Annotated in this window: 17 protein-coding genes and 3 tRNA genes; 1 reads left to right on the top strand and 19 read right to left on the bottom strand. The window is 60.5% G+C overall.

The window, feature by feature from the left end:
* The 17 genes from HMPREF1249_RS06205 to ppsA form a co-directional block, all read right to left on the bottom strand.
* Window positions 1-1,812 (bottom strand): BamA/OMP85 family outer membrane protein, encoded by a 1,812-nt coding sequence (locus HMPREF1249_RS06205; protein ID WP_021776008.1) that lies wholly within the window; start codon window positions 1,810-1,812, stop codon window positions 1-3.
* Window positions 1,813-1,894: 82 nt separating this feature from the next.
* Window positions 1,895-2,590 carry a histidine phosphatase family protein gene (locus HMPREF1249_RS06200; protein ID WP_008521211.1) on the bottom strand — a complete coding sequence of 232 codons (696 nt, stop codon included), beginning with the start codon at window positions 2,588-2,590 and terminating at the stop codon, window positions 1,895-1,897.
* Window positions 2,591-2,777: 187 nt separating this feature from the next.
* A tRNA-Thr gene (locus tag HMPREF1249_RS06195) sits at window positions 2,778-2,853 on the bottom strand.
* 4 nt (window positions 2,854-2,857) lie between these two features.
* A tRNA-Glu gene (locus HMPREF1249_RS06190) sits at window positions 2,858-2,933 on the bottom strand.
* A 2-nt stretch (window positions 2,934-2,935) separates the two neighbouring features.
* Window positions 2,936-3,011 (bottom strand) — tRNA-Lys (locus tag HMPREF1249_RS06185).
* Between the two features lie 71 nt (window positions 3,012-3,082).
* Window positions 3,083-3,592, bottom strand: a complete 510-nt coding sequence (locus HMPREF1249_RS06180) for a DUF501 domain-containing protein (RefSeq protein ID WP_008521212.1) — start codon at window positions 3,590-3,592, stop codon at window positions 3,083-3,085.
* A gap of 68 nt (window positions 3,593-3,660) precedes the next feature.
* On the bottom strand, window positions 3,661-4,095 hold the full coding sequence (locus HMPREF1249_RS06175) for a S1 RNA-binding domain-containing protein (RefSeq protein ID WP_008521213.1): 435 nt from the start codon (window positions 4,093-4,095) through the stop codon (window positions 3,661-3,663).
* A 59-nt stretch (window positions 4,096-4,154) separates the two neighbouring features.
* Window positions 4,155-4,460: a hypothetical protein gene (locus HMPREF1249_RS06170; protein WP_008521214.1), complete on the bottom strand. Its 306-nt coding sequence runs from the start codon at window positions 4,458-4,460 to the stop codon at window positions 4,155-4,157.
* Window positions 4,461-4,576: 116 nt separating this feature from the next.
* The gene (locus tag HMPREF1249_RS06165) at window positions 4,577-5,284 is read right to left on the bottom strand and encodes a transglycosylase SLT domain-containing protein (RefSeq protein WP_021776006.1); all 708 of its coding nucleotides are present in this window, start codon (window positions 5,282-5,284) and stop codon (window positions 4,577-4,579) included.
* Window positions 5,274-6,101, bottom strand: a complete 828-nt coding sequence (gene codY, locus HMPREF1249_RS06160) for a GTP-sensing pleiotropic transcriptional regulator CodY (protein ID WP_021776002.1) — start codon at window positions 6,099-6,101, stop codon at window positions 5,274-5,276. The genes HMPREF1249_RS06165 and codY overlap by 11 nt, the downstream gene beginning before the upstream one ends.
* Before the next feature lie 18 nt (window positions 6,102-6,119).
* Window positions 6,120-7,508 (bottom strand): ATP-dependent protease ATPase subunit HslU, encoded by a 1,389-nt coding sequence (hslU, locus tag HMPREF1249_RS06155; RefSeq protein WP_008521218.1) that lies wholly within the window; start codon window positions 7,506-7,508, stop codon window positions 6,120-6,122.
* The gene (hslV, locus tag HMPREF1249_RS06150; protein WP_008522901.1) at window positions 7,508-8,074 is read right to left on the bottom strand and encodes an ATP-dependent protease subunit HslV; all 567 of its coding nucleotides are present in this window, start codon (window positions 8,072-8,074) and stop codon (window positions 7,508-7,510) included. The genes hslU and hslV overlap by 1 nt, the downstream gene beginning before the upstream one ends.
* Window positions 8,037-8,936 (bottom strand): tyrosine-type recombinase/integrase, encoded by a 900-nt coding sequence (locus HMPREF1249_RS06145; protein WP_008522903.1) that lies wholly within the window; start codon window positions 8,934-8,936, stop codon window positions 8,037-8,039. The genes hslV and HMPREF1249_RS06145 overlap by 38 nt, the downstream gene beginning before the upstream one ends.
* A gap of 180 nt (window positions 8,937-9,116) precedes the next feature.
* On the bottom strand, window positions 9,117-10,451 hold the full coding sequence (gene trmFO / locus HMPREF1249_RS06140; protein WP_008522906.1) for a methylenetetrahydrofolate--tRNA-(uracil(54)-C(5))-methyltransferase (FADH(2)-oxidizing) TrmFO: 1,335 nt from the start codon (window positions 10,449-10,451) through the stop codon (window positions 9,117-9,119).
* On the bottom strand, window positions 10,448-12,889 hold the full coding sequence (gene topA / locus HMPREF1249_RS06135; protein ID WP_021775997.1) for a type I DNA topoisomerase: 2,442 nt from the start codon (window positions 12,887-12,889) through the stop codon (window positions 10,448-10,450). Before topA ends, trmFO begins: the two co-directional genes overlap by 4 nt.
* Before the next feature lie 9 nt (window positions 12,890-12,898).
* The gene (locus HMPREF1249_RS06130; RefSeq protein ID WP_008522910.1) at window positions 12,899-13,081 is read right to left on the bottom strand and encodes a hypothetical protein; all 183 of its coding nucleotides are present in this window, start codon (window positions 13,079-13,081) and stop codon (window positions 12,899-12,901) included.
* Between the two features lie 197 nt (window positions 13,082-13,278).
* Window positions 13,279-15,681 (bottom strand): phosphoenolpyruvate synthase, encoded by a 2,403-nt coding sequence (ppsA, locus tag HMPREF1249_RS06125; protein ID WP_008521227.1) that lies wholly within the window; start codon window positions 15,679-15,681, stop codon window positions 13,279-13,281.
* 147 nt (window positions 15,682-15,828) lie between these two features.
* Between ppsA and HMPREF1249_RS06120 the strand changes: the two genes are divergently transcribed.
* Entirely contained in the window at window positions 15,829-17,166 is a 1,338-nt protein-coding gene (locus HMPREF1249_RS06120; RefSeq protein ID WP_021776017.1) for a PucR family transcriptional regulator, read from the top strand.
* Between the two features lie 81 nt (window positions 17,167-17,247).
* On the opposite strand, the gene HMPREF1249_RS06115 is transcribed toward HMPREF1249_RS06120, so the two are convergent.
* Both HMPREF1249_RS06115 and HMPREF1249_RS06110 read right to left on the bottom strand, forming a co-directional pair.
* Window positions 17,248-21,492: an autotransporter adhesin gene (locus HMPREF1249_RS06115; protein WP_021776018.1), complete on the bottom strand. Its 4,245-nt coding sequence runs from the start codon at window positions 21,490-21,492 to the stop codon at window positions 17,248-17,250.
* A gap of 1,424 nt (window positions 21,493-22,916) precedes the next feature.
* Window positions 22,917-23,438, bottom strand: a complete 522-nt coding sequence (locus HMPREF1249_RS06110) for a pyridoxamine 5'-phosphate oxidase family protein (protein WP_008521237.1) — start codon at window positions 23,436-23,438, stop codon at window positions 22,917-22,919.
* Between the last annotated feature and the right edge of the window lie 1,564 nt (window positions 23,439-25,002).

Genomic DNA, 25,002 nt, shown 5'->3' with positions numbered 1-25,002 from the left:
TTAGAACATCTCGCCGAAACCGAAGTGGTACTCGGTCTCTTTCTTGCCGTTGGGCCGATCGCCCCGAGCCACGTCGACGCGAATCAGGCCAAAGGGCGACTTAAAGCGAATCCCGACACCCGGCGATTTCAGCCACTCGTCAGAATCAACCGTCGAAGGAAGGAAGGGCGCCCTCGTGCCGCCGCGCCAGACCCGACCGATGTCATAGAACCCAACAATCGAAAAGTTCTCGTCAATAGGAACTCGGAACTCCACGTTGGCCAGAGCCATGCGCACATCGCGCATGTACGACGACTCGTAGCCGCGGACAGTCCGCGCGCCGCCGATAGAATACCGCTCAGAGAACGGCAGGCTGTCGCTGCTCGAGTCAGCACCTCTGATTCGGAGCGCCAACACCGCCGGACGGTCTTCCGTCATCCCCAACTTGACGAAGTCCTGAAGCCAAGGCATTGGATAGTAGAAACAAGCTTCGGCCCAATACTTCGTGTAGGACTTGTCGCCGCCAAGGACATCCCACGCCTGCTGAACGCCGATAGTCTCGCGGTCGCCCTTCGCGTAGGGCAGATACGGGTCCGTGTTGTCCCGAGTCAGCTCAAGAGTGGTCGAAAAAATCTTCGTGTTCAACGAGTCGTTGTCGGTGTAGAACTTCTCAATCTCGGCGGCGGAGACGCCATATTTAGCCGCAAGGGCTCTGTTGTCAGCCGCATACGGGCCGGTCGTCACTTCGTTTTTATGCCAGTCCGCGGTGAAGAACCAGCTAAGTTCACCTTTTCGGCCGAACTTTCTGCCAATACCGACCGACGCTCCGTACCGCTTTTCATCGAACTTGAACATATCCAACTGCTCGTCCCGGTAGGTCAGCTCGTCGTCCTCCGAGTAGTACCCGCTGACCTTCCAAGAAAAGTTCTTCTTGTCCATGTACGGATCGGAGAAGTTGATCCAGTAATTGCTGTAGTCGCCCTTGTCAAATCCCACGTCAAGGACGCGGCCCCAGCCGCCGAAGTTGGACTCTCTGAAGCTGGCTCCGCCGCTCAGACCGCTGCTCGAACCGTAACCAATCGAAAGGGTCAGCGCGGCGCTCTTTTTCTCCGTTACGGTCAGGATCAGATCGACAACATTCGGATCGTCAGTCGGTTCAAAACCGACTGAAACGTCGCTCAAATAGCCAAGGGAGCGAAGCTTGCCAACCGACCGGCGCAGCGTGGTCGCGTTGAGCATGTCGCCTGTTTTCATCGGGAAATAGCGGCGAATAACCGCCGACTTGGTCCGCTTGTTGCCCTGAATGACGACCTCGCCGACCCGGGCTTCCCCCAGCTGTACGACGACGACGCCATCGTGCATTTCAACATTTTTGATCCGGGTCATCGAGTATCCGTCCTTCTGGAAACGATCCCGCAGCCGCTGAAGGTCGTTGCGGAAGAACGCTGAGTTGAACGTCATACCCGGCTTCGTAAACAGAAGGCTTTTCAACGTCTTTTCTTTGTACAGCGTATTGCCTTCAAACTGAATATCCTTAACCACAGGATTTTCAGTCACTTGAAACTCCAGCGTCAGGCCGTCGTCGCCGGTTACAAAGTGCGCGTCGACGTTCGAGAAATACCCCAAGTTGAAGATGGCTTTAATATCGTCTGAAACGACTTGCTGATTCGCCTCTTCACCGGGTTTTGTCTTCACGATCGAAAGCACGTAGTCACTGGACACGGTAGTGTTGCCAACTACCTTGATGTGATCCACCGTAGCCGCAAAACAGCTCGAGACCATGGCAGCTGTCAGCAGCAAACCCAACAGGCAAATTTTCAGTTTAATCAACATTAAAAAATTCCCCTTCCGTTTGCGATCTCCAAACAAGAGTTTTGAGAACTGTCCAACAAATTATTGTAACAGAGAGTCTCACTTACGATCGAGAAAACAGGTCAAATCTTTCATTTTCCGAGTCAAGCCCGCCCTCAGCGTCCATAGCGGTCGGCCGCGAGCAGGAACTGAGGTGCCGGCAGTCGTTGGAAAAGCTGAGCCAAAACTGGCCGTTCCAATATTCGAGCCCGGTCAGGCTGCAGTTATTCAGGCAGAACCTCCAAGTGGCGCGGCTCGGCGCCCCAAGCGCCTCAGCAAGCAAAGCCCGAAGCGTCCCGCCGTGGCTCACGATCAATATCCGAGCCTCCTCCGACTGGGCGGCGCGCCGCAGAACGCCCGCCGCACGCTCCCGAACCGACAGGAACGACTCGCCGTCCGGGGGAGTGACTGAATCGGGATCTTCTCCCCAGCTCGCGTAGGCATCCGCCCAAGACGACGCGATTTCATCTCTCGTGCAGGTCTCCCACTTGCCGAACGATATTTCACAGAGCTCCGGGCAGACGGTCATATCGCCCACGGACCTGCCGGAAGCCAAGACGGCAGTTTCGGTCGCTCTGGAGAGCGGACTCGTGAATATCAGCTGGGGATTCCAGCCTTGAACCACGTCGCGGCAAGCAGCCGCCTGCCGCCTGCCGTCTTCGTTCAGCGACACGTCACTGCGCCCCTGATACCGGGACTGACAGTTCCAGTCTGTCACCCCGTGCCGAAGAAGCACAATTTGCTTGACTGGTGAAAACATCCCGTATCCTTTCGCTTTTCCCACGTCCAGTTCCAGCCTCGCTGAACCCTGCGGACGGTAAACTTGGCACAATATCAGAACATATTGTATCAAGTCGGACGAGTTGGCGCAACGACTGCCGCATGGTTCAACGGCAAAGGCCGGAAAGATACAAAAAAGCCCCGCGTTTCCGCGGGGCAAAACTTCGTGGAGCCGACTTCCAGACTTGAACTGGAGACCTGCGCATTACGAGTGCGCTGCTCTACCAACTGAGCTAAGTCGGCATGGTGGCGGTCCCAGCGGGATTCGAACCCGCGCTACCGCCGTGAAAGGGCGGTGTCCTAGGCCACTAGACAATGGGACCAATGGTGAGTCGTGCGAGACTTGAACTCGCGACACCCGGATTAAAAGTCCGGTGCTCTACCGACTGAGCTAACGACTCTCGACGACGCGTCACTGGGGAATGATACACAATTCGAGCTGATTTTTCAAGCCCTCAAAGTGATTTTGCCGTCAGAATACATTTTCTTCAAACCGGGAGCACGCTCGATCAGGACAATCAATCGGGCCAATGGAATCAGAAAGCCAAGACTGGGCCGGATGCTCTCCCATTCCCAGCCAAGCCCCCACCTGCAGGTGAAGGCATTTAACCGACGGGAGCTCGGTAGTTCTGAGACCTCCGACGCCTCGCTTCGCAATGCTGATCCAGAGCGGACGGCAGAACCGCCGCAGAAAAGCCTCCTGATGAGGCAAAAGCAGCGACAGCCGAAAAGCCGCGTACCGCCTCTGATAGTCGCGCCACTGCGCCCCCCGGTCCGCGAGAAAGGCTTCCAACTGACCGACGCCGCCAGCTGACTCAAGGCATCCGCACTGTTTGACGAGCCAAGGGCAGGTTAGCCAAAACGAGGTCGGAAACGGACGGGCGCCAACCAGCGGTCGGCAAACGATAACCTGGGGATATCCCCAGGAACAGTACGATCCGACACCAATCAAAGCCCTCTCATTGAACCGCCGAGACGCCATCTGGCCTTCCACAATCCGGCGGCAGGCTGAGCCTACCGAGCGCCCCCCTAAAAAGGGGCCTCTCATCCTTACGGGCGCGCGCCCTTGCGGCGCGGAGGCCGCCCGTTCTTGGCGTTCTTGGACATCATAGTCGAAATTTTTTCCTCGCTCACCTTGAGGAACGAGGACAGTTTTTTCTCAAAGTCGTCCCCATCGCCGAACTGCGCCGAGGAACTGCGAGACGGACGCGGAGCGGGCATCGGTTCTTCGAGAACCTTCATCGAAAGGTCAATTCGCCCCCGCTCGTCGATCTTGGTGACTTTCGCCTTGACCTCCTGGTTGAGCTGAAGGACGTCCTCGACCTTTTTAATGAACCTGTGAGAAAGCTGGGAAATGTGAATCATCGCCCGCTGACCGTCGGAGAGCCGCACAAACGCTCCGTATGGCATGATTTGTTCGACCGTCCCGGTGACAACATCTCCGGGAAGCAGAGATGACGCGGTTTTCGCTTCCGTCTGTTCCATTGCTCTGGGTGAGACTCCTTTCGGTTTTTTTGTTTCTGGTTCGCTGTGAAGCGAGAGTGCTAAATCTGATTCAGTTTCTGAATACGGGTCACCAACACGTAGTTACGTCCGCTGCCAAGCGATGACCGGAGTTCACCGGCGATCCAAACCGGGACCCCCTCTTCCTGCTGAAGAATCCAGTCCTGCAGCGACTGATCGAAAGCGCGCATTCTCAGAAAGTCAATTCGGTCGCACCCGTCGGTGTCCTTAAATTCACGCTTCAGTGAGAACTCAACGTACTTGCCAAGTCTGCTTTCGCCCCGATCATTGCCCTTCAGAAAGTGGAGAACCCCGGAGAGATATACGTCGTTGACCAGTCTTTCCATGACTTTTCCTCCTCGTTTCATCTCATGTATGCTCTTTCATCCCGGAAAAACTGAGCTTCGAGCTTCGTCAAAAGAATATCATAATTCACTGTGAAAAAGAAAGGGGGGAAACGAACCTAACGGCCCGCGGCAATCTCTTTCCGATATGCCAGAACCTGTTGGACGTACAGGGTATTATTCCGCCCCAGGTACCTCAGGAGAGCAGCTTTTTCGTTCCCCCCGGCGCCTTTCAGGTAGCCGGAGAAAATCCACGTCCCAGCCCAGATGTTGTTCTCCGGCTCAAACAAGTCCTTCCGAGTTTTGATCTGGGAAAAAGCCTTCGGAAGCGTCGACTTGTGCACTTTCCACAGGACCTGCGTCAGCCCGACGGCCCCAGACCGGGACAAGGCCTTCTCTTTTGCGCCAGACTCACGGACGATCAGCGCCCCCATCAGTGCAGGATCCACGCCAAAATGAGCGCTGGCCTCACAGACGTACTGGCTGTACTGGTCCGCGGTCTTCTGGGAGAGTTGGGGGTTAAACCGCCTGAAGAAACTGCTGATGGACTGGGCGACGCCAGCTGTGCGGGGCTGAGAAACCTGAACCGGGCTCGGGCTGAGATTCACCTTTCTGTGGGAAGCCTTTTTAGACTCCTCGTAATTGCCCAGCACCTTGCGCGTCAGCGCGTCCCATTCGGCCTGGCTGACTGAGGAAGCGAAAACGACGCCCTGCGCCGCAAAGAAGGTAGCTGCAGCAAGAAACGCACGAGAGGCCTTTTTTAGCCAGCGAGTCCGAGCCGGCGGGCTGAAGTAGGTCAGTACTCTCACCGATCGATCACCGTCCATCAAACGAGACTCCTAGCTCGCTCACAAAAAGCGGGCTCAAAATGCGCAGATGTGTGCCTTTCATGCCGAGCGAGCGGCTCTCGATGATGCCAGCGCTTTCCAGCTTGCGGAACGCGTTGACGATCACGCTCCGGGTCACCCCAACCCGGTCAGCGACGCGGCTCGCCACGACGACGCCCTCAAAGCCGTCCAGCTCTTCGATGATATGGCGAATCGACTGGACCTCCGAATACGAGAGGGCTCTCATCGCCATTTGGACGATCAGCCGCTCCCGGCCTTCTTCTTCGATCTGCCGCCCCCGATCGTGCAGGATCTCAAGCCCCACGATCGTCGCCAAATACTCGGCCGAAACGAGGTCTTTCGTGCTGAACTCGGCGCCCAGCCGGGAAAGGATCAGCGTTCCGAGCCGCTCTGCGCCGCCGTAAATCGGCACGAACAGGGCGGTCTTCTCCGACGGGTTCTGCGCCGCGTCGTCGAAGAGGTACGCGTCGGCATGGCTGACGACGGTCTCGCGCTGATGGTTGACCCGCTCGACGAGCGATTCGGGCATTATCCCCTGCCTAAAACTCGTCTCGAGGACCTTGCTGCTGTACCCCTCCTGCCACGAGTAGCCAAGCACGCGGCCGTCGCAGCCGATCAGGTAGGCGTTCGCCGTTGAAAACGTCCCTAAAGCCTTGGCGAGTTTGCTGTAGTCCAGGGTCTCGCCCTCCCGGCGGCCCTGCATGGTCCGATTGACCAGACGGGTGGTCGCCAGAAGTTCGTCCATCTCGTCCTTGGCTTTCCCCTGGCACACCCGAATATCTTCGTTCTGACTCATTCGCGCCGTCTCCTTTCGTTAGAGCAGATACCGCCGCAGATCGACGTTTGCGGCAATATCAGCCAGTTTTTTATCCACCGCCGCCCGGTCGATCGTCACGGTCTGACCGGCGTAGTCGCTGGCAGAAAAACTCACGTCCTCCAGCACCCGCTCCAGCATGGTGTGGAGCCTTCGGGCGCCGATGTTCTCGCTTTCCCGGTTCGTCCGCTCGGCCAGTTCAGCCAGCCGGTCGATGCCGTCAGCGGTAAAGCACAGCTCCACGCCTTCAGTGGACAGCAGGGCCTTGTACTGATCGAGAAGGTTGTGCCGCGGCTCGGTGAGAATTTTCGACAGATCCTCTTTCCGCAGAGCCGACAGCTCCACTCGAAGCGGCAGCCGTCCCTGCAGTTCCGGAACAAGGTCGCTCGGCTTGACCGACTGGAACGCCCCGGCGGCGATAAACAACATGTGGTCGGTCTTCACCGGGCCGTACTTGGTGGGAACCGTGCAGCCCTCGACGATGGGCAGCAAGTCCCGCTGAACGCCCTCTCGGCTCACGTCGGCCCCGCCCCGGTTTTCGCTGGCGACAACCTTGTCGATTTCGTCGATAAAGATGATTCCCTCGTCCTGAGCCGACTTGATGGCCTCCTGATGGGCCCGGTCGGTGTCGATGAGCTTTTCAGCCTCTTCTGCCTGCAGAATCCGCAGGCCGTCCTTGACCTTGACCCGGCGGCGCTTCGTCCGCTTGGGCATGAACGAGCCGAGCATTTCGCCGATGTTCACGCCCATAGCCGACTGGTCCATTCCTGTCGCCGGCGGCGTCTCCTGCACCTCAATTTCGACTTCCCGGTCGTCCAGCTTGCCTTCTTCGAGCAGGCGGCGCATCTTGTCCCGCGTGCTGTCTTTCATTTCCGGCCCCTGAGACGGCTCGTCAGCCTCGACGCCTTTCAGGTAGCTCATGAAGGTCGGAATACCGCCGCCCTCGCCGGAGCGCTTCACCGGCACGAGGTAGTCGATCATCCGCTCGCGGGCGGCACTGGCCGCGGAGTCCGTTTTTTCGGCGGCCATACGTTCCTTGACCATCCGGACGGCCGCTTCGACCAAGTCGCGGACCATCGACTCAACGTCCCGGCCCACGTACCCAACTTCGGTGAACTTGGTGGCCTCAACCTTGACGAACGGAGCCTGAACGAGCGACGCCAGCCGTCGGGCGATCTCGGTTTTTCCGACGCCCGTCGGGCCGACCATCAGAATGTTTTTGGGCGTGATTTCAGCTGCCAGCTCCTCCGGAAGCCGCCGTCGCCGCACCCGATTGCGCAGGGCGACCGCGACGGCCCGCTTGGCTTCCGTCTGACCGACGATGTACCGGTCAAGGTAAGCCACAATTGCCGCCGGCTGAAGAGAGTCGGCGTTGTAAATTTCAGCCATCAGAGAACCTCCACGGTAATTTTGTCGTCGGTGTAGATGCAAATTTCAGAGGCGATGCGTATCGCCGTTTCGGCGATCTTCTTGGCGTCGTACGAGCTTCCCATCATCAAGGCCCGGGAAGCCGCCAGCGCAAAACCGCCGCCTGAGCCGATAGCCGCCACGTCGTTTTCCGGCTCTACCACGTCGCCGGCGCCGGATATCAGAACAGTGTGCTCCCGATCGGCGGCCAGCATCATGGCCTCCAAGTGGCGCAGCATTCTGTCGGTCCGCCAGGTCTTTGTCAGCTCAACGGCAGCCCTCAGCAGGTTGCCGCTGTACTCTTCCAGCTTCTTGTCCAGCAGATCCATCAGCGTCATCGCGTCGGCCGTCGTGCCGGCAAAGCCGACTAACACGCTGTCCTTGTACAGCCGGCGGACCTTCACGGTCCCAGCCTTCAAAATTTGACTGCCCATCGTCATCTGGCCGTCGCCGGCCATGGCAACAGATCCGTCTTTTCTAACGCAGACGATGGTCGTGCCGTGAATCGGTTCAAAGGCCGTCCCGTTCGCTAAGGTCGTCATTGACATCGTCGTAACTCCTTCTCAGCCGCTCCGGGCTGATTCTCAAATATCTCTGCGTCGTCAGCAGGCTCTCGTGCCCGAGAAGCTCCTGTACCGCCTTGACCGACGCGCCGCCTTCCAACATATGAGTAGCAAAGCAGTGTCTCAGCGTGTGGGGAGACGCCCCCGGCGTCCCAGCCAATTGGGAAGCCGCCTCGACGAGCCGATGAACGGTCCGCTCGGTCAGGGACTTGCCGCCCTTGCCGGGAAACACCCAGCCCTTTTCGCTGGGCGGACATTGGGCCTTCCACTCCGCCAGAGCGCTGGCCGCCCACTGGCCGTATGGGACCATCCGTTCCTTGCTCCCTTTACCCATCACGGTAATCCACCGCTCCGTCTCGTCTAAATCGGACCACTTGAGGCTTACCAGCTCGGCGACCCGAAGCCCGGCGCTGTAGGCCAGCTCGAGCAAACAGCGGTTTCGCGCCGCCGGCTCGATCGTCCCTGCGGCACTGATGAGCCGGTTCACCGCATCCTGTGTCAGAGCCTGCGGCAGGTGATCCGGCCACTTCGGGCCGCGAATCGGCAGCGTCGGATCAGACGGAATGGCCGACTGATCCGTTAAGTACCCGCAAAAGCCACGCAGGGCCGACAGCTTGCGTGAAACCGACGTGGCGCTCAGCCCCCAGCCCGACAGCCCCCGAATGAAAAGCCGAACCCGCTCAGGCGTCAGAGCCGACAGGTCGGCTTCTCCCTTCTGTCCGGCAAAAGCGGCGAACTGCTCCAAGTCGCTTCGGTAATTCAGCGCCGTCGCCGGAGAACAGTTCTGGGCAAGGCTGATCCAGTCGATATATCGGCCGATCCACGTCTCCAAATCGAACGCCGCCACGCCTCTGCCTCCTGACAAAATGTTCTGAAAGATATGTATAGCTCGATTTATATTGTCCATATGAACAATTGAAAATAGCTTAACATGCTTCAATTCAAAATTGAAGCCCGAAAAGGCGGCATTCTGGCTGGCCTCCTTTCGGGCTTCTTACGTGTTTACGCGTCGTCCCCTGCGCCGAACCTATTCTCGCCCCTCTGGGCTTTTTAGGTCCGGCCTGCTTTGAAGCATTTCGGCCAGCGCGGTGATCCCGCGCCGGTAGACCGCTTGCGCCTTGTCCTCCCTGCTGGCCCGCTTGGGGGCATCGTCAAGAGGCGGGAAAATTCCACGGTTCACGTTGACCGGCTGAAAACGCTTGCCCGTCTGATCGGCCAGCCGGGCGAGAAGCGCCCCTGTGGCCGTCTCCTCCGGCCACGGGACCGACTCTCGCCCGCCCGTCAGCGCGTCAAGCTCCAGCGCGGCGGCAAGCCCCATCGCACAGCTTTCGACGTACCCTTCGACGCCGGACAGCTGCCCGGCGATCCAGACGTCTGGCCTGCCATTCAGCCGCAGCTTATTCAGGCACCGTGGCGCGTCCACGTAGGAATTTCTGTGCATCACGCCGTAGCGAAGGAACTCGGCATGTCCTAACCCGGGAATCATCGAAAAGACCCGGGCCTGCTCTTTCCACTTGAGGTTCGTCTGAAAGCCCACTAGGTTGTATGACCGCTGATCCGCCGTCTCCGCTCTCAGCTGAACCACCGCGTACGGCCGACTCCCGTCAGGCCGTTCAAGTCCCACGGGCCGCATTGGGCCGAACCGAAGCGTCTGCGGCCCCCGGGACGCCAGCACTTCCACCGGCATGCACCCCTCAAAGTACCGGGGCTTTTCAAAGTCGTGCAGTAGCGCCCGCTCGGCCGACGTCAGCGCGGCGACGAACTGGTCGTACTCTTCCCGTTCCATCGGGCAGTTCAGGTAGTCGCCAGTCCCGCTTTCGCCCCACCGGTCGCGCCGGTAAATGACCGCCATATCGAGCGATTCGGCGGCCACGACCGGAGCCACCGCGTCGTAAAAGTAAAGGTCCAAGCCGCCCAAGGCCTCGGACAGCGCGTCGCTCAGCGACGGGGACGTCAGCGGGCCGGTAGCCAAAATGACCGGTCCTTCCGGCAGCGTCACGGCTTCTCGCCGCTCAATCACCACCGACGGCAGGGAGCTCAGCCGCTCGGTGATGAAGGCTGAAAAGGCGGTTCGGTCGACCGCCAGCGCCTTACCGGCCGGAACAGCTGTTTGATCGGCCGCTTCCATAATTAGGCTGCCGAACGTTCGAAGCTCGTCTTTTAAAAGGCCGGCGGGATTCCGCCCGTCGGCCCCAAGAGAGTTACTGCACACCAGCTCGCCCAGCCGGTCGGAGACGTGAATTTCCGTCGACCGAACCGGCCGCATTTCCACCAGCGTCACGTTCCAGCCGCGTCGGGCCAGCTGCCACGCCGCCTCACTACCGGCCAGCCCGCCGCCGAGAACGGTAACGTGCCGCTTCAACTGTCTTCCTCGTCCTTGGCGCCGCAGGCCGGACAAACGGCCTTGCGCGCCCGGGGCATGTAGACCATATCAGTCCCGCAGGACGGGCACTTTTTGCCCGCCGGCCGGTTCCACGAGACGAAATCGCAGTCCGGGTACCGGCTGCAGGAATAAAACGTCCGTCCCTTTTTACTTCGCCGTTTCACCACTTCTCCGCCGCAGGACGCGCCGCACTTTGGGCAGGGCACGCCGATCGTCGGCGGCTTAATGTACTTGCACTCCGGGTACCCGCTGCAGCCGATGAACTCGCCGAACCGGCTCCGCTTTTTGACCAGCGGGCGGCCGCACTCCGGGCAGTTTTCCCCGGTCAGTTCAGGCTCCGGCTTGGGCAGCGGAGCAGCCTCGTCAGCCTTGGCTACCGCCTCTAAAAAGGGCTTCCAGAACTGCCCCAGCACGTCCCGCCAAGGCTTCTGCCCCGACTCCACGCTGTCCAAAGATTCTTCCATATGGGCGGTGAAGTCCGTCTCCATGATTGGCGACTGGCTCGACGAGTCAAAATGATCTTTCAGGAATTTCTCTACCGTGCGGCCCAGCGGGCTGGGCTCGAGCCGCCGGTCGTCGTCCCGGCGGGCGTAGTCCCGGTCGTAAAGCGTCTCCACAATGGCGGCGTAGGTGGAAGGCCGGCCGATCCCCTTATCCTCAAGCACTTTAATCAGTTGGGCTTCTGTGTACCGGGACGGCGGGCGGGTCTGCTTCGCCTCACTGAAGCACTCGTCCAGCCGAAGCGTCTCGCCCTTGACCGCCTCAGCCAACAGAGTGTCCTTTAAGTCCAGCGGCCACACTTCCCCCCAGCCGGGGAAAATCACCCGCGAGCCGGTCCCTTTCAGACCGGCCGCCCCCGCCTCGGCCGTCAAGGTCGATGAGGCGACCTGCGCAGGCGTCATCTGGCTGGCCACCGCGCGGCGCCAGATCAGCCGGTACAGGCCGTACTGCTCGTCAGTCAAGGCAGCGCGAATCGAATCGGGGTCAAGGGCAAAATCGGTAGGCCGAATCGCCTCGTGGGCGTCCTGCGCGTCGGCCCGCGCCTGAAAGGCGTTGGCCTCTTTCGGCAGGAAACGGGCGCCGAACCGCTCGTGAATCAGCGCTCGGACGGCCGCCAAAGCCTCCGGCGCAAAGCGGAGGCTATCAGTTCTCATATAGGTAATCAGCCCGACAGGCCCCCGGCCGGGCAGGGAAACGCCTTCAAAAAGGCTCTGGGCGATCGCCATCGTCCGCCGAGGCGAGTAGCGCAGCCGGCGCGCCGCCTCCTGCTGAAGCGTGCTCGTCTTAAACGGCGCGGGCGCGCGTCGGGCCGACTCCTTCGTCTCAAAGCTGGTCACGACCGGCGAAACGCGTCGCAGCTCGGCGCAGATCTCGTCAGCCTTCTGCTGGGAGTCGATTTTCATCGGCCGCCCGTCTTCCATAACTGACTCGCCGTTCCAGCGCTCAACCGCCAGTTCATACGACCGTTTTCCGTCAAGGCTCGACGCGCGAGCCGTCACGGGCCAGTACGACTGGGGGACGAACGCCTCAATTTCCTTCTCCCGATCGCACAGGATCGAAAGCGCCACCGACTGAACCCGGCCGGCTGAAAGCCCCCTGCGAATCTTCTTCCACAGAAGCGGGCTCAAGGTATACCCCACGAGCCGATCCAGAACGCGCCGCGCCTGCTGGGCGTCCACCAGATCTTGGTCGATCGGGCCGGGAGAAGCCACAGCGTCGGTCACAGCCTGACGGGTAATCTGGTGCATACGAATCCGGCAGTCGCTTTTCGGGTCAACGCCCAACAGCCGGGCCAGGTGCCAAGCGATCGCCTCACCTTCTCGGTCAGGGTCCGACGCCAGCAGAACGTGCTTGGCCGACTGGGCGGCTTTCACCAGCTCGTTTTTCACCGACGTTTTCCCGCGGACGAGGATGTACTCAGGCTCAAACCCGTGGTCCACGTCCACGGCCAGCCGGCTCTTCGGCAAGTCCATAATGTGCCCGACGCTTGCCTTCACCGTGTAGCCTGCGCCGAGCATTTTATCCAGCGACTTGGCCTTCGTCGGCGACTCGACGACAACCAGCGTCCCTTTTCTGACGCCCGGCTCCGCCGCCGCGGCGCTTTTCCTGCCGGCGCCGGCCGCGCTCGAGCCGGTGGCTTTCCGAAGGGACCGCGGCCGAGCAGCCGTTTTCGGCTCGGCTTTCTTCCGAGCCGTCGTCTTTTTCGCCGCTGCCGGCCTAGCGGCCGTCTTCGTTCCAGACGCGGCTTTCTTGGCCGCTGCCTTCGGCCGGGCCGTCTTCGCTAGGGACGGGGTTTCCTCCGCCGAAGGCTTCGCGGCCTTCGCCGTCGTTTTTCTGATCCCGGCGGTCCGGCGCGACGCCGGCGCTTTCCCAGCCACCGAAACGTCGCTCGGCCGATCGCTTTTTCTCTGTGCCATTCGTGCCTCCTAGTTCAAATCAGCAGAAGCCGGATCGTCCAAAATAGGAGCGATCTCCCAGTTCTTTCCGGCGCTTCGGAGCACTACCCGGTCGAGCAGCGCCATAAACTCCCTCACGTCCGTCTGACGGCCCGCGAGCTCCCCGCCCCCGGCGGCCATCGTGACGGCCAGCTCGAGTTCGTTCGGCGTCACACCGCCGTCCTGCTGCAGTCTATAGATAAGACGCTGAACCCGCGGAGAGAGAAACTGCCGCTCGCGATCTTCCAATTGCCTGAACAGTTTCCTCACCTCCTGATCGACAGCCAGAATAAGGGAAGAGGACCGAAATCGGTCCTCTTCGGTTCGGCCCTATTGTATCGGCCTCTGTTCAGTTGTCAATTCCCCGACCGCTACCGATTCCGCAGGCTGTTCAAAATGAGACGCTGCTCCACAGCAGCCACCAGTCGGCGGGTATAGCTCACCGTGTCGGGGTTCACGCTCATGCTGTCAATACCGTTGCGCACCAAAAATTCAGCAAAATCCGGGTACAGCGACGGCCCCTGCCCGCAGATCGAGCAGGTAATGCCCGCGCGGTGGCACGCCTCGATCAACGTCAGGATAGCCTTCTGCACGGCCGGGTCGCGCTCGTCGAAGTATCCCATCGTGTTCAGCACGCCCGAATCGCGGTCCACGCCCATCACCAACTGGGTCAGGTCGTTGCTGCCGATGCTAAACCCGTCGACCATCTTGGCGAACTCGTCAGCTTGGAAGACCACCGCCGGAACCTCGGCCATAATCCAGATCTTGAACGACTTATTCTGAATCAGCCCTTCGGACGCCATCACGCTCTTGACCCGCGCCAGCTCCCAAGTCGTGCGCACAAACGGCAGCATCACCCACACGTTGATCAGCCCGAACTCGTCCCGAACCTTCTTGATCGCCTTGCACTCCAGCCGGAACCCTTCCTCATACGCCGGCGAAATGTAGCGCGACACGCCGCGCCAGCCGATCATCGGGTTGTTTTCCTCCGGCTCCACCTGGTCGCCGCCCTCAAGGCCGCGGAACTCGTTCGTACGGAAATCGCTCATCCGGACAACCAGCGGACGGGGATAAATCGCCTGAGCGACCGTGCTCACAGCGTCTGACATATCGTCGATCAGCATCTGACCCCGCCCGGTGCGCAGCAGGTGCATCGGGTGAACACCCAGATGAGAGAAAATGAACTCGGTCCGCATCAGCCCAATCCCGTCGAACGGCAGGTCCTTGTACTTGCCGACGATCGAAGCGTCGCCCAAGTTCATGTAAATCTTCGTCCCCGTCACCGGCGCGGTCTCCTGAACGACCGTCCGACCCGCCGCCGCAGGCGCCAGCGGAGAGTGCTTGTCCTCGTCGCTCGACAGGTCCACCCGCCCGCGATAGACCACGCCGCGGGTCGCGTCAACCGTCACTTCCATGCCCTCCTGAAGAACAGTCGTCGCCGACTTGGAGCCGACAATGCAGGGAATCCCCAGCTCTCGGCTCACGATCGCCGCGTGACATGTCCGGCCGCCCTCATCGGTCACTACGGCAACGGCCTTCTTCATCGCCGGGACCATATCCGGGTTCGTCATCGCCGTCACCATCACGTCGCCGGTCTTCACCCGGTCAATCTGGCTCAAGTCGTCGATGAACACCACCCGCCCGTGAGCGATACCCGGAGAAGCCGCCAGTCCGCGCACCAGCACCGTCAACTTCGCCTTATCGTGAGGACCTTCCTTCTTCGCCGCCCCCTCGGCCGACTGCCCTTTCAGCGTCGTAATCGGCCGAGCCTGCAGCACGTAGAGCTTCTTCGTCCGGCGGTCCACGCCCCACTCAACGTCCATCGGCGCGCCGTAGTGCTCCTCAATCGACTTGCCCACGCCCGCCAGCTCCTTCACGGCCTGAGCGGACATGCAGCGCTTGTCCACCCACTCTGGGCCCAAATAGTCGGCCACAGCCACGTCAGCCGTCCCGCCGCCGCTCTTCTCGACGACCATCGTCTTCTTGGACGCCACCACCACATCCAGCTCGGTCAGACTGTCCTTGCTCAGAATGTACTCGTCCGGGCTCACCGAACCGCTCACAACGGCCTCGCCAAGCCCCCAGCTGGCGTTAATCATAATCTGCCCGCGCTCGCCCGTCACCGGATTAGCGGTGAACATCACGCCGGCAAGCTCGCTTTGCACCATCGCCTGCACAACAGCGCAGAGCGCCGCGCTGAAATGATCGTAGTTCTGCTTCGCTCTGTAATAAATCGCCCGGGCGTTCCACAGCGACGCCCAGCAGTCCTTCACCTTGCGGATCACCATATCGATACCCTGCACGTGCAGGAACGTATCCTGCTGGCCGGCGAACGAAGCGTCCGGCAGATCCTCGGCCGTCGCCGAACTGCGAACCGCCACCGCCGCGTTCTCCTCGTTCAGCGTCTTGCACAGAGCCCCATACGCCGCCGTGATCTCGCGCGCCATATTCTTCGGGAATTCGGCCCCAACGATCAGCCGACGAATCTCCGCCGACCGGCTCTGCAGCTCCGCCGTATCCTCCGGGTCCAGCCCCGAAAGCAGCTTGACGATCGGCTCCTTCAGCCCCGCGCCGTCGATAAACGCGCTGTAAGCCGGCGCGACGACGCAAAAGCCCGGAGGCACAGCGGCCCCCGCCGACGTCAGCTCGCCAAGGTTAGCACCCTTGCCCCCGACCAGAGGCACATCAGTCACTCGAAGCTCGTCAAACCACCGAATAAATTCCGCCACGGCAACCCCACCTTTCTGAAATGAGAGTTCCCAACTCCCTGTCATCTATCCTAACAGACCATCGGCCGGCGCCATAGACAAAAACAGCCATAAATATCAAAAATAATATAGAATATATACATTCAACCGTTTTTAACTCGTTTAAATAACTTTTTAACACATCTAATCGAATATTTAATGGAGGTTTTTGCCATGCCGACACTTGGCGAGCTGACCGCTCATTTTCAATCGCTCGGCGTAACGCTCCGCGGCGCGCCGCAGGGGAATGCCGTCCGCTGGACGCTGGCCGAACCGCCGTACGCGCCCCAGAGCGCCGGAGCAGTCGCCTTGATCGTCCAGTCCTTCCCGCCCGAACGGTGGGAAGCCTGCGTCAGGGCCGTTCAAGCCGTCGCCGCCGGCGGTGCCGTCCCGATCGTCCGCGGCCCGGCGCCCGACACCGCCCTCTCGGCCGACCAGAACGTCCCGCTCGAGACGCTCGTCACCGGACTGTCGTCGTTTTTTGACCGCAGGGCCGAACGGATCTTAGAGGACCTCACGTCCGGCGCCCCGCTCGAAGCGCTCGTCCAGAGCCTCGCCCGCGGCCTCGGCCACGCCGCGTGGATACCTCGGGGCGGACTTGCCCCAGTTTTGGCCGCCCGTTCCAGCCAGTTCATCTCCCAGATTCGCTCGTTGCCCCTTCACGAGCTCTTAGGAATTTACCCTCACCGGGCCGTCACATCCGGCGGCGAAACCGCCGGCTGGCTCCTCGTCTACCCGACCGGCGGTGAGCCGATAGACCGGCCCCTCGACGAAGCCGCCGCCGCCCTGACGCTGTACTTTGACAGGACCGGACAGAAACTTGCCAGCGCCGAACGGCTCAACGAAGAAATCTGGCGTTCCCTTCTGACCGCCCACCCGGCCGAACTGGAAGCCCTTGTCAGGCGGGCCGAACGGTTTCTCCCCCGGGAAGAGCTGGCCGTCGCCCTCGTCATGCCCCAAACGTCGCCGGCCCAAACCCGCGACCGGCTCCGCGCCGCCTGCAAAGCCCACATCTGCGCCCCCTTTGGCTCCGGCTTCGCCGCTCCAGCGTGTCGCGACGACCTTCCAGCCCTGCGCGGCTTGGGCGCCGCCGTCCCCGACGCCTCTCTCGCCCTCGGCGGGTTCAAGCAGTCCCCCAAGGACGCCGGCGAAAGCCTGAACGAGGCGCTCGCAGCGGCCGACGCGGGCCTCAGACGGCCGGGAACTCTCGCCTGCTGGGACGATCTGGACGACGCCGCGCTCCTAACTCCCGTCGCCCGCTCCGACGCGGGCCGCCGGTACGTGACCCGACGGCTCGCCCCCTTCGCGTCCTACCCCGAACTGATCGAAACGCTCGAAGCCCTCTCGCTGGAAAACTGGAACGGCGCCGCAGCGGCCGACCGCCTTCGGATTCACTACAACACGGTTCGCCAGCGGCTTGGTAAAATCGAACGCCTCTCGCCCGGCGCCGCGTCGGGCCGCAACGGTTTCGCGCTCTCGCTCGCCCTTCGCCTCCGCCGCCTCGCCCTTTAATCTCTCTCTTTAATAAGGAAAGAACTCTAATGAAAAGACGAGACGCACCGAAACCGGTGCGCCTCGTCTTTTTGTTAATGCTTATTTCTTGTTCAACAGAAGCTTCTTGAGCTCTTCGATTTCCTTCTTCTGTTGGGCCATCCCGTCGCTCATCTTTGAAACTTCATCCTTCAGGTCGCTCACCTGCCGCAGAGCAACCATCTCGGTGGTGCTGACTCTCACGGTCCGGCCATTCGTTCTTTCAACCTTCGGCGATGAGCCGAGACGGATCGCCGCTCCCAGATGGAAGCTCTTCTCGTCGCCGGAAATCGACATGCCGCCCTTGATTAAGAGATCCCGGTTGACGTAGTGGGACAGGCCCAGCGCAACCGCGCTCTTGCCGCTGTAAGCGCCGTAACCGAGGCCCAGCGACGTCGGGTGCGCTTCGTCGTAGTCCAGCGAGGGCACGGCCGCAAACGCCGCAGCCATTGCGCCCACGTTGTCCACTCGGCTGTCCAGTTCGTTCACGCGCTTGACGATCTGGCCGTTGTCGGCTCCGCCAACTTCAGCGATAGCCCTCTGCAGCTGGCCGACGTTGACCGCGTCGCTCTTATCAACCCCGTCGGCCACGTTGGTGATTCTCTTGCCACCCGCGTCGATGCCCTTCTTCGTCACGCTCGGACCGTTTTTGACCGTCAGCCCGTCGCCGTTCATCGTCACGTCGCCTGTCGTCACGCTCTTGAACGTCGGATTCTCAGAAACGGCGATCGTCAGTTTGGAGCCGGCCGTTCCGTCGGCGGCCAATTTCAGGTCAACGTTTTTGCCCGCTTCAAAGGTCAGCTGCTGGTCGGCACCGATCTCCTGCGCGCTTCCCGAGGCCGTACCGTTCGTGCCGATCGCTTTCGCGACTAGCGCCTTCCACTTAGCGTCCGTGCCGTCCTTGCCTTTTACTTCCCCTGCGTCGATCTCCTTGCTGTCAGTTCTAGTGATAATCAGGTGGCCGTCGCCGTTAATGACTGCCTTGTCAATGCCGACGCCGTCCTTGCCGTCCTTGCCGTCCCTGCCGTCCTTGCCGTGAAGCGTCGGATCGGCGGCAATCGCGTCCTTGTCCAGTCCGACGGTATAGAGCTTCGCCGAACGATCGTACGCAATCTTCAGGCCGTCAATCGCTTGAATGTTCAGCGCCCCGTCAGTCAGTTTAGTCGTGCCGACATTCGTCACAGTCCCGGCCTTCTTGTTGGAGAAGTTGAACGTGAACTCACTCAAGCCGGCCAAGTTGGCGCCTACCGCTTTCAGCTGACGCAGGTTGACCGCGTCGGTATCCTCGGTGGCATCGCCCACGTTGGTAATCTGGCGTAGCTTGCCCTTCTGCCCGACCGAGACGGCTCCCAAGGTATTCGTGCTGTTCAGTTTGACCTTGCTAAACGGCGCCTCTGTTTCGGTGGCAAAGGCTGCCCGGTCGGCTACGGAATCGCTGCCCAGTGCAACCCCACCGTCGGCGGTGGCGTTGGCCTTGTAGCCGAGGACGACCGAGTTCTCGCTCTTCAGCTCCAGCGGGCTGCTGCTGCCCTTTTCGGCCGAGCCGATGACGATGTTGTGGCTCTTGGCGTTAATCCCGCGATTGTCGCCGAGCAGGATATTGTCTTCACTGTCCTTCACGGTGTTGTTCGAGCCGATGATGGTGACATGGCTCACGTTCGTGCCTGTGTTCCGGTAGCCGTCGATCATGTTGTTCGTGCTGACTGCGGCTTCCTGGCCGGTCAGCGTATTGCCCACGCCGATGATCTGCGAGGCCTGCGTGTAGTCCGCGGTATTGGCGCCGCCGATCGCCAGCGTCGCGCCGCCTTCTTCGCTCGCGACCATGTCCCGGAAGGCCTCCGCCGCCGCGTCCACGGATTTCATCTTGTCCGCGCCCGGATTCTTGCGGAGCGATTTCAGCGAATTGGTGATCTTATTGCCCGCGCCGTAGACGAGCGCGCCATTCGAATTATCCACCGTATTGGCGAAACCGACGATGCTGTTCGCGATGCCGCTGAAAGTGCCATGCCCTTTGGAGCGGCTGCTGTTCAGCGAGCCCACGATGACGGAACCGGTATTCTGCGCACCGTATTGCAGGGTATTCAAACCGCCTGCGCCGGTGAAGTCGCCCGTCATGATGGAATAGGCGCCGAAGATGCTGGCAAAAGGGCCTTTGTTGTAGCTGTTCGTGCCGACCGTGGTCATATTCACGATATTCGCCGGTCTCAGGTTCGCCGCCTTTTCTCCCGCCATGTCGTTGGGGTAGACGCGGGAGCCGATGTCAATGCTGCCGGTGCGCGCGTACGCTTTCGCGCCGATGGCGATGCCGCCCGCAATGCGGCTCACGTCTTTCGGTGCATATGTCCGACGGAAGAGACCTCCGCTCACGGTCCAGTTGTCCTGGTCGAAACTAAGCATGTATTCCTGCCCGCCGGAGCCGTTGAGGACATAGGCCTGCCGGCCGATAGCGATGCTCGTCATGTCGTAGCCGTTCGAAGCGATCATCGCTCCGCCGCCGAGCGCGATGCTGCCCACGCCGCTCGCTCTCGTGCCGCGGCCGATAGCGACGGCTTCGTCGTAATTGATGGAGGCGCCATTACCCAGCGCGATGCCGTTCGCTTTGGATGCGATCGCGCTCTTGCCGATCGCGATGGAATCCACCGATTTCGCGCCGTCGTTGTTGTAGTTACTTCCCCGAGCTCCTCCATCATTGACGGAGAAATAATGAACCGCGTTCGCGTCGACTTTGCCGTTCAGCGCTTTCAGCTGAGCCACGTTCACCGCGTCGGTGTCCGCACTGCCCGCGGCCACGTTGGTAATCTGGCGGGTAATCCGGCGAGTGGAGCCTTCCAACGAGCCCACGCTGACCGCACCGAGTGTCGAGGACCATGTGCCGACGAGGCCGCCTTTTTCTTTGATGAGGTTGTCGCGCTCACTAACGGCTTTCGTGTAGTTCGTTTCTGCCGCCCTGAGGGCTTGCCGTTTCGCATTATTTTGAGGATCGGCCGCTACCGCCTTATTGGCGTCGGTGACAGCGACCGCTGCCTCCTTGATGGCTCTATTGGCCTCCTTAATTTTTCCATTCAGCGCGTTGACTTCCGTGGTCTTGCCGAAAAGCGCCGCGGCTGCCGCGTCGCCCGCATAGGTTTCACCCGTTCCCGGGTTGTAGCCCCCGACTCCCGCCGCGCGGTCCGCAAGCGTATAGGAGCCGAGCGCCACGCCGTCTTCCGCTCTGGTGATAGCATAGGCACCCACTGCCGTGGAGTTTACGCTGAGCGCACGGGCCCGATAGCCCAGTGCACTGCCAAAGGAACTAGTCATGGCCAGCGCGCCTACGGACGTGCCCTTTTCCTGCGCCGTGGAGTAAGTTCCCAGCGCCGTGCCGTCCACATAGAAGGTAACATCCCCGCCGTGGTTATCCATATCGGCACGATAGTAGAAATCGGGCTGTCCGTTACTGCCCTCTGTATGGTATTTATAAAAAGCCTTCTCTTCCGGAGACAATTTTTTGTATTCCGCCGCCGCCAGCTTGGTCGTAGAATCGTACACCGTTGCCATGGGACCGAGGGCAACACTGAGGCTGCCGTTCGCTACGGAGTTAAAGCCCTGCGCGATGGAAAACTTGCCCGCCGCCATGGAATACGATCCCATGCTCATGCCGGAGTTAGCGTAGGATTTCGCGCCGACGCCGATGGCAAGGGTATCCAATTCTTCCGCGTGGGCGCTACTGCCGATGGCGATGGCAGATTGATTGGTGGCATAGGAATCACAGCCGAGGGCAACGCCGCCAGGGGCGTTATCCACGCGGGCATCTCGGCCTATGGCGATACCCTGGTCGCCTTTTCCGCCTGTGCCCGAAACTTCCGCTCCCCCGCCGATGGCGATCGCGTACTGGGCGTGCGCCTTGGTATCGGACCCAATGGCAATGGGGCCGGGGCCGCCGTTGTAATGAGCCGAGGCGTTCGTCCCGATCGCAATGGCATCATTTCCCTTGGGGCCTGTGGCCGCATTCACGCCGATGGCAATGGAATTCACCGATTTCGCGCCGTCATTGCTGTAGTTATTACCCTGCGTGCCGCCGTTGACGGAGAAGTAATGGGTCTGCGCCTTTTTCAGCTGGTCAATCTGTGCCTGCAGCCCGGCAATATCATCCTGCGTGGCAGGGTCTGCCGCGTAGGCCGCCGGCTGCATGAGGGCCACGCCCACCATCAGGGCCAGCACCGCGCCATAGCGCGCCGCCGATCTCCCGGCCGTTCCCTTGCCCGCTTTCGATGCCGCTCCTTGGCGTTTTTTTCCCCGATTCAAAAGTGTTTCCAAAACCTTGCTCATTCCTTCTACCCTCTTTCTCTGAATTCCGTCTCTCGTGGACTTCGCCGCCCCCGCCGCCGCAGGGGGAAATTTATGCTTTCGACTGTCCGCCGTTATTGAAACCTAAAGAACAAATGCTCCGACCGCACTGACCGCTCTCGCAGCGAACTATCGTCAGCTTTGCCGCTCAAAATACAACCGATCTCCTCGCCTTTCCCCTCAAGAAAGGATAAATAACCCTTAAAAATGGATATAACTACATACGACCGCAAGTGATTTTATCTTATTTACCTCCCCCCGTCAAGAAATTGTATAGCGAAAATCGTGCGTTTCTATGAGGGCGTCACGCCCGGCCAGGCCTGAATTGGCCGCATGCTCGGCAAAAGATTTCTCCGGCACCGAGCAAAAAAACACCTGCGACCGGCAAGTCATAGCACCACATTGAGAAACGACCCCGAGCCCATAAACCGACTGCGGCGTCCCAGTTGCCCACAAGTCGGTAGCCACCCCACGAGCCGACAAGCTCTGCATCGCCTCGAGCCCACCCGGCGGGCCGACAAATTGTTTGCGGCCTCGCCAAGGGACAACGAGCTAGAACCCGCCGCCCGAGCCGGCAAGGCCCCAGTCGCCTGACGAGCGAAACCTAAGCCGATATCCGCGCACGGGCCGATAAATCCCATCTAGCGAGGAGTAGTCTCTTTGCCGCCGTCCGATATCCGCGCACGGGCCGATAAATCCCGCGTCGCCTCAAAACCGCTCGTCCGCTAGCAACCGCCCGCCCCGTCGATACATCGTCCGTCGCCCCGCAACTGGCCAGCAAACCGACGGCAGGCCAGCCACCCCAGCGCCCGGTCACGGCCTTAGGAACTGCCGGCGGGCCCATAAACCGTTCGCTGGCCAAAAAACTTCCGCCAAGCGGCGGCCCTTCCCGGCTCAGCGCGGTTCGCTGAGCCTATGCGCTCCCCACGGGCCAAGAGCGCCAGCTCAGACCGCCGAGCTATTCTTCAGCGCAAAAGAAAACAGCGCACAAAAATGCCGCACTGGTTGTCCTAGCAACCAGCGCGGCAGAACTGTATTGTAAATTGTCACGGCCACTGTTAAACCGCCAGCAGGCCGAAAGCTCAGCGGCCCCGCGACAGCGGCTCAACAAACCGACCGTCAACAGCCTGACCGCCGGGAAATAAAGCCTTCCCGTGCAAGCCGCCCAGCGTTGAAGCGAGCGACAGCTCCCCCGTCCCAAAGGACGCGTCACCCGTCAGCGGGCAAAGGTGACAGCTCACAAAAATGCCGCGCTGGGAGACCAAATGCTCGCCCGAAAGCCCGCCGCGCAGGCCGGCGGACAGTAGCGCGGCGCAAGCGACAGCCTTTGCAGAAACGCCCGCGCGGGCGAGCCGAAAAGTTACGACTGATCGCTTCTCCTTAACGCCGCCTCGCGAGCGGCGCCCTTACTTTGACGCTTCTTCAAACAGCGGCGCGGCCGGGTTGCTCGGGTTGGGATAGCCTTTCGTTTTTCCCGTCATCTCTTCCACATCAACGACAAAGACGTTCACCACTTTTTTCATCGCTTCGTCCCGGCTCATATAGTCAACGTTGCCGTCGCTGTAGTGCTCTTTCAAAACGGCAACCGCGCGGCGTTTTTCTTCCAAGTCGGTCAGGAAACGAACCGTTCCAGTACCGCAAACGCTTCGGTAAACGCACCACAGCTTACCCGGCTTGCGCGGGCGGGACACGATTCGAACCCCGCTGAGGACGTTAAAGGCCACGCGCGGATTTTTACGCAGCGCGTCAACCTTCCGTCCGGCCATCGCCCCGTGAACGTAAAAGCGGCCGCCGCTATAGCCGTAGTTCAGCGGAATGACATACGGCTCGCCGTCGTCAGACATCGCAAGCTCCATATAGAGCGCCTCTTGAATGACATCTTCCATCCACTCTTTTGACAGAACTTCCCGGTCCTTTCGCCTCATCATCGTTCCCCCCTCGTTCACGAGCGCCCTGCCGCTTGCTAGCCCGCGTCGCTGGCCGAAAACAGGGCCTCTTCCACCCTGCGCCCTTGGCGGCAAAAAGCGCGTCGTCCCGTTGTTAAGTATAGCCTATTCCTTTTGAAGGCACTCTCTTCGCCCGGATTAGATCGCCAAGCGGCCCCCGGCGGGGCGATAACCACCCGCGCTCCGAAAGCCGCTTGGCAAACGACCAATGAGCTGATAAACCGCACGCGGCGGCAATCGGAGCGCTAAATTGAGCGCCGCCCGCGAACTTGAAACCGTCTTATGAGCCGCGAAAACCACAATGGGCCGCCGAAACTCCCCAGCGAGCCTATATACCGTCTGCTCCCTCATGACCGCCACCGAGCCAATAATCCGTTTGCGCCCTCGCAACCGCACGCTACCGCGATAAACGTTCTGGAAGTTGGGAACAACCGCCGACCTGATAAACCGATTGCGGCCTCACAAGCGGTCGCCAAGCCGATTACCGCCCGTGGCCTCGTAATCAGTCTCTGAGCAGGTGACCGTTTGCGACGTCGCCAATAGCCAGCAAGCCAGCGACAGCCTCATTGCCTCGCCCCCTTTCTGTGGCCTCACCAAAGGACAGCAAACTAGAACCCGCCGCCCTAGCTGAGAAAGCCACAACGGCCCAATAAATCGTCTTGGCCTCAAAAACCGTTCGCGCGCTCAAAAGCAAAAACGCCCTGACGTCCAGCTCGCGCCCCAACAACCAATCGCTGCCCCGATGACCACTCCGTGCACTCGTAAACAGCCAATGAACCGCTGGCGCCCCCGCCAAGGGACAGCAAACCAGCAACAACCACGCCAACCAGAGAACTTACCGTCTGCCGCACAGCTAGGTCGGCACAAAAAAGCCGCGCGAGTTGCCCCAAGCCGCCCTCGAAAGGGAAAATGTTCAACGGCCGATAAGCCCGGCCGCCTCAAAAAACGCTCTCCAACATCGAATCGTCCGACGAGCCGATAAACCTTCTGCGTCCGTCGGCTGACGAACGACCGACGGCCAAACGCCCAACGACCGAACAACTACCCCGCGACCCCGAAAACGCTCCCCGAGCCGGTAACCACCACTCGAGCTGACAAAACTTTCTGCACCCGCCACCCGACCGCCGGGCGAACACGGCCCGAAGACCAAAAAACGCCCTGACAAACGTTCATCGCCAACGAGCCGAAGGCGAACGAACAAATACCACACGAAAAAAGGAGCCGTCAGCGGTACGGTCAGAAGGTCAGGCACAAAAAAGCCGCGCGGGTTGTCAAAGAGGATCCGCGCGGCGGTATTTTCTTCTTTTAGCTCTCATAATCTAAACGAAGAGTTCTTTTTTTATCTCAACAGGTGACTTTTCTACCTTAAATCGCCATAGAACGTTCCTCTCGAAACACGCCACGCGACAGCGAAAGCGCTAGTTCTTCTCTTTTCCGGCGTTCCCCGCACACGGGCAAGGCGACTGTCTTCGCCCCGATTTTCTCTCCGCTTTCTTTCTTCTCTTTCTCGCGACGCTTCGCGTACTGGGCGCTCTTCCCTTTCTAA

The organism is Jonquetella sp. BV3C21 (assembly GCF_000468895.1).
Lineage (GTDB): Bacteria > Synergistota > Synergistia > Synergistales > Dethiosulfovibrionaceae > Jonquetella > Jonquetella anthropi.
Note: the sequence above shows the minus strand (reverse complement) of the source record. Positions and strands in the feature narration are given on the sequence as shown.

What these genes read in the sequence shown, in the direction of transcription:
- HMPREF1249_RS06205 (WP_021776008.1), bottom strand. Translation starts at nt 1,812, where the DNA reads ATGTTGATTAAACTGAAAATTTGCCTGTTGGGTTTGCTGCTGACAGCT.
- HMPREF1249_RS06200 (WP_008521211.1), bottom strand. Translation starts at nt 2,590, where the DNA reads ATGTTTTCACCAGTCAAGCAAATTGTGCTTCTTCGGCACGGGGTGACA.
- HMPREF1249_RS06180 (WP_008521212.1), bottom strand. Translation starts at nt 3,592, where the DNA reads ATGGCGTCTCGGCGGTTCAATGAGAGGGCTTTGATTGGTGTCGGATCG.
- HMPREF1249_RS06175 (WP_008521213.1), bottom strand. Translation starts at nt 4,095, where the DNA reads ATGGAACAGACGGAAGCGAAAACCGCGTCATCTCTGCTTCCCGGAGAT.
- HMPREF1249_RS06170 (WP_008521214.1), bottom strand. Translation starts at nt 4,460, where the DNA reads ATGGAAAGACTGGTCAACGACGTATATCTCTCCGGGGTTCTCCACTTT.
- HMPREF1249_RS06165 (WP_021776006.1), bottom strand. Translation starts at nt 5,284, where the DNA reads ATGGACGGTGATCGATCGGTGAGAGTACTGACCTACTTCAGCCCGCCG.
- codY (WP_021776002.1), bottom strand. Translation starts at nt 6,101, where the DNA reads ATGAGTCAGAACGAAGATATTCGGGTGTGCCAGGGGAAAGCCAAGGAC.
- hslU (WP_008521218.1), bottom strand. Translation starts at nt 7,508, where the DNA reads ATGGCTGAAATTTACAACGCCGACTCTCTTCAGCCGGCGGCAATTGTG.
- hslV (WP_008522901.1), bottom strand. Translation starts at nt 8,074, where the DNA reads ATGTCAATGACGACCTTAGCGAACGGGACGGCCTTTGAACCGATTCAC.
- topA (WP_021775997.1), bottom strand. Translation starts at nt 12,889, where the DNA reads ATGGCACAGAGAAAAAGCGATCGGCCGAGCGACGTTTCGGTGGCTGGG.
- ppsA (WP_008521227.1), bottom strand. Translation starts at nt 15,681, where the DNA reads ATGACAGGGAGTTGGGAACTCTCATTTCAGAAAGGTGGGGTTGCCGTG.
- HMPREF1249_RS06120 (WP_021776017.1), top strand. Translation starts at nt 15,829, where the DNA reads ATGCCGACACTTGGCGAGCTGACCGCTCATTTTCAATCGCTCGGCGTA.
- HMPREF1249_RS06115 (WP_021776018.1), bottom strand. Translation starts at nt 21,492, where the DNA reads ATGAGCAAGGTTTTGGAAACACTTTTGAATCGGGGAAAAAAACGCCAA.
- HMPREF1249_RS06110 (WP_008521237.1), bottom strand. Translation starts at nt 23,438, where the DNA reads ATGATGAGGCGAAAGGACCGGGAAGTTCTGTCAAAAGAGTGGATGGAA.